Origin of the sequence: Rhodovibrio sodomensis, from assembly GCF_016583645.1 — a bacterium.
In the GTDB taxonomy this organism is placed as follows: domain Bacteria; phylum Pseudomonadota; class Alphaproteobacteria; order Kiloniellales; family Rhodovibrionaceae; genus Rhodovibrio; species Rhodovibrio sodomensis.
Genome location: NZ_NRRL01000171.1, coordinates 1 through 7479, shown reverse-complemented (window position 1 = coordinate 7479; position 7479 = coordinate 1). Strand labels below are relative to the sequence as shown.

Annotated in this window: 6 protein-coding genes; 2 read left to right on the top strand and 4 right to left on the bottom strand. The window is 72.5% G+C overall.

Translation table 11 applies throughout. The features are described 5' to 3' along the window. Positions 1-79: 79 nt before the first annotated feature. Both CKO28_RS25915 and CKO28_RS25910 read right to left on the bottom strand, forming a co-directional pair. On the bottom strand, positions 80-1465 hold the full coding sequence (locus tag CKO28_RS25915; RefSeq protein WP_200344062.1) for an adenylate/guanylate cyclase domain-containing protein: 1386 nt from the start codon (positions 1463-1465) through the stop codon (positions 80-82). Positions 1466-1732: 267 nt separating this feature from the next. After that, the gene (locus CKO28_RS25910; protein ID WP_200344060.1) at positions 1733-2596 is read right to left on the bottom strand and encodes an O-methyltransferase; all 864 of its coding nucleotides are present in this window, start codon (positions 2594-2596) and stop codon (positions 1733-1735) included. A 138-nt stretch (positions 2597-2734) separates the two neighbouring features. On the opposite strand from CKO28_RS25910, the gene CKO28_RS25905 reads away from it, so the two are divergent. Then, complete coding sequence (locus CKO28_RS25905) at positions 2735-3940, top strand: MFS transporter (protein WP_200344058.1); 1206 nt, start codon at positions 2735-2737, stop codon at positions 3938-3940. A gap of 148 nt (positions 3941-4088) precedes the next feature. On the opposite strand, the gene CKO28_RS25900 is transcribed toward CKO28_RS25905, so the two are convergent. Together CKO28_RS25900 and CKO28_RS25895 are read right to left on the bottom strand one after the other, a co-directional pair. Beyond that, positions 4089-4781 (bottom strand): response regulator transcription factor, encoded by a 693-nt coding sequence (locus tag CKO28_RS25900; protein ID WP_200344056.1) that lies wholly within the window; start codon positions 4779-4781, stop codon positions 4089-4091. A 337-nt stretch (positions 4782-5118) separates the two neighbouring features. Next, positions 5119-6000 carry an alpha/beta hydrolase gene (locus tag CKO28_RS25895; RefSeq protein ID WP_200344054.1) on the bottom strand — a complete coding sequence of 294 codons (882 nt, stop codon included), beginning with the start codon at positions 5998-6000 and terminating at the stop codon, positions 5119-5121. Between the two features lie 266 nt (positions 6001-6266). Between CKO28_RS25895 and CKO28_RS25890 the strand changes: the two genes are divergently transcribed. Next, a complete protein-coding gene (locus CKO28_RS25890; protein ID WP_200344052.1) occupies positions 6267-7430 on the top strand; it encodes a GTP cyclohydrolase II in 1164 nt (387 codons plus the stop codon). The last annotated feature ends 49 nt before the right edge of the window (positions 7431-7479 follow it).

The following is a 7479-nucleotide window of genomic DNA, read 5'->3' as shown; positions in this document are numbered from 1 at the left end:
CGATCCCCTCATTTGTAACTTATCCCCCTCCTCCCGCTGGAGGCGGGGGATAAGTTACAAATGAGGGGATCGCCGGGCCTCACGCCATCCGCACCAGGTCGACGGGCTGGCGCACGCCCTCGATCCGTGCGCCCGGCAACTCCCGGATCGGCTCGGCCGGGCGGTAGCCCTGCTGGCGGGCGGTGTCGTAGGCGTGGCGGGTGGCGAGCGCGCGGCTGCCCAGCACGGCGTTGTGCTTTTCCAGCTTGGCCGACAGGTTCACCGCCTCGCCGATCACGGTGTATTCCAGCCGGTCCTGCTCGCCGACCGCGCCGAACACCACCCGGCCCGCGGCGACGGCGGCGTTGACCGGCACGCAGGGCCGCCCGTCGGCCTCCACCCGGGCCTGCCAGGCGGCCGCCGCGGCCATGATCTCGTCGAGCGCGCGCAGGGCGTCGGCGGCGTAGCTGTCGGTGCCGGCGGAGGCGCCGAAGGTCGCCATGATGCCGTCGCCCAGGAACTTGTCGATCGACCCGCTGTGCTTGCGCACGATCGGCACCATCTCCGCCTGGTACTCCGCGAGCAGCCGCATCACCGCGTCCGGCGGACAGCGCTCGGCGAGCGGGGTGAAGCCGCGCAGGTCCAGGTTCAGGATCGCCGCGTCGCGGGATTCGCCCGCGCCCACGCCGATCTCCTCGGAGTGCACGATCTTGTCCGCGACCTCCGGCGAGAAGAAGCGGGACAGGTCGCGCGCCGCCGCGCTCTCGGCGACGCTGGAGACCAGCAGGGTGCGCGCCCGGCGGATCGCCAGCGCCAGGATCCCGGTCACCGTCAGGATCGAGATGATCTTGTCGAACTCCGCGCCCAGCAGCACCGCGTTGGAGGTCATGTAGGTGACGTAGTTCCGGGTGATCATCGGATCTTCCGGGTTCACCGTCACCACGTAGAGCACCATCAGGCCCCAGCCCGCCGCGGCCGTCAGCCCGGCGGCGAGCACGAAACGCGCCTCGAACCGGAGCGCGCGCAGGGCGATGAAGATGAACACATAGAGCAGCGTCGGCGCCTTCAGGTAGAAGCTCGGCGGCTGTTCGTACTGCAGATGGAACGACCAGATCAGAACGAACAGCAGCGTCATGTCGATCGCGATCGACAGGTAGAGGAACCAGTCCGCCAGGTGCGTGCGATAGGACGCGCTGAGGCGGATCAGCGTGAAGCCGAGGTAGGCGGCGAGCGCGTAGGGCACCGGCTGGAAGGTGTCGTGCGCCTCGAACGTCTTGGGCGACAGCCAGTAGAGCACGCCGAACACCAGCACCACGGCGAGCTGCATCCAGCCGATCAGCCGCTCGGTCGCGTCCTGCTGCCGGGTGACCTGCCGGCGCACGCGCTCCGGCAGCCGGCCGCGGGTGGTCGCGTCGGCGGCCAGCAGCTGGCCGACCAGACCGGGCCAGCGCTCCAGCGGACGGGGCAGCTGCGTAATCTCGCTCATGCCGGGCAGAATAGCCGCCTGGCCCCGGCTTGGCCTATCAGAACCGCGTGAGCCGGACGTGAGGCGACGCGGCGGCATCGTGCTCGCGTTCCCGCCACCCTGAAAGTCCCCTCTCCTCCCAAACTTATCCCCTCTCCTCCACTGGGCGGAGAGGGACAGGGAGAGGAGGTTGCCCTCGGCGTCAGCGCTCGTGGCCCCTCCTCCCCTAGCCCCTCCTCCCAGGTGGAGGAGGGGGATTACTTTTATCGGATGTCCGGGACATCCCCCCTACAGCCGCCCGGCCGTCTTCTCCAGCCACAGGCTGCTTGGGATCGCCTCGGCGGACCCCTGGAGCCGGCCCAAGGTGCCCGAGCGCACGCGGTCGGCCATCCGGGTGGTGGCGTAGTGGCTGGCGAACAGCACCCGCCAGCCGGCGGTTAGGATCGGCGCCACGCCGGACTGCTCGTTGTAGCCGCGCCAGGCCCAGTCGGCCGGGAAGTCGTCGGGCAGGAAGATGTCGTGGAACTGCACCAGCGCGCCTTGGGGCAGATGCGCCAGCAGCTGGGTCAGCACCAGATCGACGTCGCTGCCGGGCGCCAGCACGTGGCTGGAATCGACGAACAGCAGGTCGCCCGGCAGCAGCTCGGCGACCGCCGCCAGCCCGGCCTGCTGCAGCGTCTCGCGGCGGAAGGTGACCGGCTGACCGTCCAGGGTGGCGCGCGGCTCGGGGTCGATGCAGGTGATCTCCGTGCCCAGGCCGCCGTCCTGGACGGCGCGCGCCAGGAAGCGGGTGGAGTGGCCGGAGCCGATCTCGACGATCCGCCGGGGCTTGCGCGTGCGCACCACCGTATACGCCATCGCGGCGTCCAGCGGGGCGAACCAGCCCTGGTTCCAGCGCGGCGCGGGCGGGCCGCCGGTTTCGGGGATCGCGCGCAAGTCCCGGTCGAACCCGTCGAGCGCATCCAGCCACCCCCGCATCGCCGGTTCGCGCCCGTTGAGCAGCGCGCCCTGCTGGGGATAGGCGTCCGACCGGCCGGCGGCCGGCAGCCGGTCGGCGTAGCGGTAGGGAATGAAGATCCCCCGGCGGTGCACGCCGAGCACGGTGGCGAGGCCGAAGGCGAGGCGGCGCAGGCGGGCACGAACGGCGGTCATGGAACCTCGTCGCTGAGATGGTCGGGGCGGACGCGGCATCCTGCCATGCCGGCCGGCACGCACGGCAGTGACGATCCGGCGACGGGCGTGTATGCCAGGGCGCACCCGCCGCTTCGACCACCCCGTTCCGGACCCGCCATGCGTGAGCGCAGCAACCGGACCGGCGTCGCCTTCGGTCTCGCGATCGCCTGCTACGCCGCGTTCCAGCAGTTCAAGATGCCGCCGGCCCTGCCGCTGATGCTGGACGCCTACGGCTACGATTCGCGTCTGGCCGGCGGGTTCATGTCCGCCTATGCGGTCGCCGGGCTGCTGCTGTCGCTGCTGCTGGGGCGCACGATCGCCCGGCACGGGGCGGGATGGCCGGTGGCGCTGGCGCTGGGGCTGATGACCGCGGGCCTGCTGGTCACGCTCGCCCTGCCAGGCTCGGGCGCGACCGTGCTGGGCGCGCGGCTGTTCGAGGGCGTGGCGTTCACCGTGCTGGCGATCGCCGGGCCCGTGCTGGCCAATGCCAGCGCCAGCAAGCACGCCCTGCCGCTGGTGGTCGCGGCCACCGCCGCCTGGATCCCAGTCGGCCAGCTGATCGCGATCGGCGCGGCGGGGCCCGCATTCCGCCTGACCGGCTGGCCCGGGCTGTGGTACCTGGGCCTGGGACTGACGGCGGCGCTGGCGGTCTGGCTGGCGGCGCTGTGGCGGCGCGGCGGCGTCGACCTGGGCGGTCGGCGCGACGCCGGCGCGGCCGAGGCGGGCGACGACGGCCGGCTGAGCCGTGGGCAGAGCGTGTCGATGACCCTGACCGCCGGGGTGTTCATGCTGTGGTCGACGCAGTACTTCGCCTACATGACCTGGCTGCCGCAGTACCTTGTCGACCTGGGGTTGAGTGTCGACGGCGCGCTGCTCGGCTACGCCCTGCCGGTTTCGATCATGCTGCCGTCGATCCTGCTGACCGGGCGGCTGGTGCAGCGGGGCGTGGCGGTCGGCCGGCTGCTGGTGATCGGGCTCGGCGTGCAGGCGGGCACCTGGGCGCTGCTGCCGCTGGCGGGCGACGGCGCGCTCGGCGTCGGCACGCTGGTGCTCTACGGCATCGGGGCCGGGATCGTGCCGACCTGCCTGTTCGCCGCGCCCAGCCGAATCGCCGGCCAGGGCCAGGCGAACGCGCGCGCCTTCGGGATCATGATGACCGGCCGCAACACCGGCGTGCTGATGGGCCCGATCCTGCTCGCCCAGGCGTTCGAACTGGCCGGCGGCTGGACCTGGGCCGCCCCGATCCTGGGCACCGTGACCGCCGGCGCGCTGGCGCTCGGCATGTGGCTCAGCGTCCGCCTGGGGCGCACGGCGGCGGCTTAGTTCACCCACACTCCGCACCCCAACCCCCTCTCTTCCAGTGGGGGGAGAGGGCTAGGGAGAGGAGGTAAGCACGGCATATGCCCGTGGTCCTTCCTCCCCTTGCCCCTCCTCCCAGTGGAGGAGGGGGATCAATTGTTGAATGAGAGCGCTAAGGCACCAGCCGGTAGCCGCCGGCCTCGGTGACCAGGATCTCGGCGTTGGTCGGATCGGATTCGATCTTCTGGCGCAGCCGGTAGACGTGGGTTTCCAGGGTGTGCGTGGTGACCGCGGCGTTGTAGCCCCAGACCTCGCCCAGCAGGGTGTCGCGGCCGACCGTCTTGTCGCCGCTGCGGTAGAGGTATTTCAGGATCGCCGTTTCCTTCTCGGTCAGGCGGATCTTGCGCTCGCTCTGGTCGAGCAGCAGCTTCGCCGCCGGCTTGAAGGTGTAGGGACCGATCGTGAAGACGGCGTCCTCGCTCTGCTCGTGCTGGCGCAACTGGGCGCGCAGGCGGGCGAGCAGGACGCCCAGGCGGAACGGCTTGGTGACGTAGTCGTTGGCGCCCGCGTCCAGGCCCAGGATGGTGTCGGCGTCGCTCTCCGCGGCCGTCAGCATCACCACCGGACAGGAGACGTTGTTCCGGCGCAGGATCCGGCAGACCTCGCGGCCGTCCATGTCGGGCAGGCCGACGTCGAGCAGGATCGCGTCGAAATGCTCGGCCTTGGCGAGCTCGATCGCCTTGGCGCCGGTCTCCGCCTCCTGGGTGACGAACTCCTCGTGCAGGCGCAGCTGTTCGCCCAGCGATTCGCGCAGCGTGTCGTCGTCGTCGACCAGCAGGATTTTCTTGCCCGTCGCGGCCGTCATGGGTCTGTGTCCTCGGCTGCTGGACCGGCGTGCAGGGCCGGCCGGCGGATTGCCTCGAGCAAAATCGATGAAGGTCGAGTCGACCTTCATCGTGAATTTTGCTCCAACGGCTTGAAGCAGAGAGAGCAAGATGCCGAAAGGTGGCCTCACCTTTCGGCATCTTGCTCTGACCTGCCCGAATCGCCCTTACCACCGCGCCCCCGGGGGCGCAAGCCGCCGTGCCCGGCCGCGCGCGGCGTGTCACGACAACGTGTCCGCCGGTTGACCGGCCGTCCGCGGTCTCAGGCGGGGGCGAAATCGCCGAAGCCATACCTTCCGGCTGGCTCTTGCCCGCGCGCTAGGCCGGCAGCTCGCCGCGTTCGATCAGGTCGACCAGGGCGGCGTGCAGCGGGTGGTTCGGGTCGGCCAGCGTTTCCACGACGTCGAAGTGGTGGCGGCCCGGCAGATCGACGATGCGCGCGCGCAGCCCGGCCGCCTGCCAGGCGTCCCGGAACGCGTCCTGCTGCAGCCGGAACTCGTTGGTTTCGTCCCCCCCGACCGCGAGCAGCAGCGGCCCGGCATCCGCCGGCAGGGCGCGCATCGGCGACCAGGCGGCGACCTCGTCGGCGTCCAGGCTCAGCACCGCCTGGTGATAGCTGAGCCGGATCGGCTCCAGATCGTAGACGCCGGAGAGCGACAGCCCGCCCTTGACCAGGTCGCGCGGCAGGCCGCGCTTTGGCGGCCAGGCGCGGTCGAGCGCGCTGACCGCCAGATGCCCGCCCGCCGAATGGCCGGCGACGAAGATCCGCGCCGGGTCCAGGCCCAGCCGCCCGGCGTGGTCGTGCAGGTAGGCCAGGGCGCTTTGCACCTGCGCGATCATGTCGCCGATCCTAGCCTTGGGCGCGAGGTCGTAGTTCAGCGCGGCGAACGCGATGCCGCGGTCGACGAACGCCGGGGCCAGGTCGCTGTGGTGCCCCTTGTCCAGCGCCTGCCAGTAGCCGCCGTGGATGAAGGCCAGCACCGGCGCCCGGTCCGCGCCCGGAACCGGGAACAGGTCGAGCCGTTCGCCGGGCGAGCTGCCGTAAGCCAGATCGATCAGGCCGTGGCGCCGGCCGCGCACGGCCGCGCTGTCGCGGGCCCAGCGCTCGATGAACTGGGCGTGCTCGGGCCAGCGGGCGCGCAGGTTGACCTCCGCATCCAGGCGCGCCCGGTCCCAGTCGCGGTACACGATCTCCGCCATCCGGGGCATCTCCCTGCTCGTGCTCGCCGGCGGCGGGCGCGCGACCCGCCATGCTCCGACCGTGCTACACCTTTGCGCCGCTGGCGCGAAGCCCCACTTTCCCGGATACCGCCCGGGTTCGGGTCCGGCTGGCCGCGGATCGCCCGGGCGTCGCGCGCGGATGACAGGCCGTCGCGCGCCCGGCTAAGCTGCGCGGGCGTGCGGTCCGCGCGCCCCAACCTGCCCGCACGTGAACCGTATAACACCAAGAACCGCCCGCAAGCCGTATGAGCCACCCGTCCCCCCGTCCTGCCCAGAGCGCACCGTCCCCCAGCCCGGATGCCGCCGCGCGCCGGCGGATCGACCGGGCGGCGGGCGAACTGCGCCGCGGCGACCCGGTGCTGTTGACCCTGACGACCGGGGCGGCGCTGCTGGCCCTGGCCGCGGAGGAGGCCGGCGGCGACGGGGCGCAGCGGCTGCGCCGGCTGGCCGGCGGTCCCCCGGCGCTGACGGTGACGGCGAACCGGGCCGCGGCCCTCGGGCTGCAGGTGCCGGACGGCGCGGACGCGGTCGACCTGCGGATCGCCAGCGACACGCCGGAACGCACCGCCGCCGCGCTGCTGGCGCTGGCCGACCCGACCGCGCCCGCCGAGCGCAGCCTGCCCACCGTGGATCGGATCGAGGCGGCCGGTCCGCTGGGCTCGCGCGCCCTGAGCCTGACCCGGCTGAGCCGGCTGTTGCCGGCGGTGCTGTCGGTGCCGGTGGCGCTCGACGGCGGCGCGGCCGAGGCGTGGGCGCGGGAGCACGACCTGATCCATCTGGCGGCCGACGATCTGGCGGCCGCGCAGGCGGCGGCCGCCGCCGACCTGCACCCGGTGGCGGACGCGCGGGTACCGCTGGCGGGCGCGGAGGACGCACGGGTCCACGCCTTCCGCCCGCGCGACGGCGGGCCGGAGCATCTGGCGATCGTGATCGGCCAGCCGGACACCCGCCAGCCGGTGCTGGTGCGCCTGCACTCCGAATGCTTCACCGGCGACCTGCTGGGCAGCCTGCGCTGCGACTGCGGCGACCAGCTGCGCGGGGCGATCCAGACGCTCGCCGAGGCGGGCGGCGGGGTGCTCTTGTACCTGGCGCAGGAAGGCCGGGGCATCGGCCTGGTCAACAAGCTGCGCGCCTACCGCCTGCAGGACGCTGGCGTGGACACGCTGGACGCCAACATCGCGCTCGGCTTCGACGCGGACGAGCGGGTCTACCTGCCGGCCGCCGGGATGCTGCGCCAGCTCGGCATCGCCGAGGTGCGGCTGCTGACCAACAACCCGGACAAGCTGGACGCGCTCGCGGCCTGCGGCATCCCGGTGCGCGCGCGGGTGCCGCACGCCTTCCCGGCGAACGGGCACAACGAGCGCTACCTGGCGACCAAGGCCGCGCGGTTCGGCCACCGCTTCGAGTAGGCCCGTCCACGCCCCGCGGGCGCGGCCGCCCGCGGGGCGTGGACGGGCC